The sequence below is a fragment of the Bianquea renquensis genome (assembly GCF_014384895.1).
Classification (GTDB): domain Bacteria; phylum Bacillota; class Clostridia; order Lachnospirales; family Bianqueaceae; genus Bianquea; species Bianquea renquensis.
The window spans coordinates 1-1073 of record NZ_JACRSQ010000090.1 but is presented as its reverse complement, the minus strand read 5'-3'; the positions used below and the strand labels follow the sequence as shown (position 1 = coordinate 1073).

The following is a 1073-nucleotide window of genomic DNA, read 5'->3' as shown; positions in this document are numbered from 1 at the left end:
GCCGGTCAGGAGGCTGGAAAGAAGGAACCAAGCCGTCAGGAGCACACTGACCGCCCGGTATATCCCTGCTCGCATGGCAAAGCCCTCCTTTCATTCAGTAGATTTCATGGTTTGCCGCTGTCTGCCGCGGGTTTTCCAAACCGAAATCTGCATCCGGCGAAAGCCCATGGCAGGCAGCGGCGCGCTTCCCGCACGGAAAATGCGGGAAGCGCGGCCGCCTTATATATGGAGAGGTGAAAGAGGTACTGCTTACCTTCAGGATGCCAAGCTGACCCACAAAGCGGGGCGTACGCCGCCCGTAGTACCCGTGACATTGCCGACGTTGTAGTTTTCGAAATTACCCGAATAATAGAAAGGAGTCACATAAGTAGTACTGTAAGCCGGAGAACGCAGCCAACAGTAAGTGATACCGTCCTTGACAGAAAATCTCCTCACCATTTCATTCTGAACAAGGGTACTGTTGCCATAGGTATAATCCCGTGCGTCTGAGGTGGCGGTTTTGTAAAAGGTACCGAACAAATCTGCCTCGCTTAATAGGAACACCTTGTCCTGGGTGGTAATCCAATCCGTCGCGTTATACTGACTGCGGGTAGTGATATCCGTCTCGATGGCTTTTTCCTTTAGCATCGTAGTTCCATCCAACCATTCGCCGTTCAAATAGGTTTTCAGGGTGCTGTCCCGCCATGTATTGTTGGGAGAGGAATTAAACTGCCTCTTTTCAATCGGTTCTTTTGCCCAAATCAATGCCTTTCCGTCATCCTTCACCAGGCAATACCACTCGATTCCATCGATTGTCACGGTGTCGGTGGAACCGGGGGTAATGGTGTCAAGGGTCATCTGCCCCACCTTCACCTGCATTGTCCCGATTTGCCCGGTATAGGGTGCTCCGCCAGTGGCGGTGGCCGTGATGGTGAGCGTGCCGTCTATCGTTTCATCCGCCCCCACGGTCAGCAGACCGTTTGTGTCAATGACCGTATCTGCCGAGGTGCTGCCCGATACCGCCCAGGTCACACTCTGGTCGGCGGCCTCCTCTCCAAACGCGCCAACCACGGCATGGAATTGCACAGTTTTCC

At 53.8% G+C, this 1073-nt stretch carries 2 protein-coding genes; one reads left to right on the top strand and one right to left on the bottom strand.

Annotated elements, in window-relative coordinates; all coding sequences use genetic code 11:
* The coding region (locus H8730_RS17355) for a hypothetical protein (protein WP_249290303.1) at positions 1–237 on the top strand (237 nt) is incomplete at its 5' end.
* A gap of 18 nt (positions 238–255) precedes the next feature.
* Here H8730_RS17355 and H8730_RS17350 read toward each other — a convergent pair.
* Positions 256–1073, bottom strand: an 818-nt coding sequence (locus H8730_RS17350; protein WP_249290302.1) for a DUF6273 domain-containing protein, incomplete at its 5' end; no start/stop codon positions are given.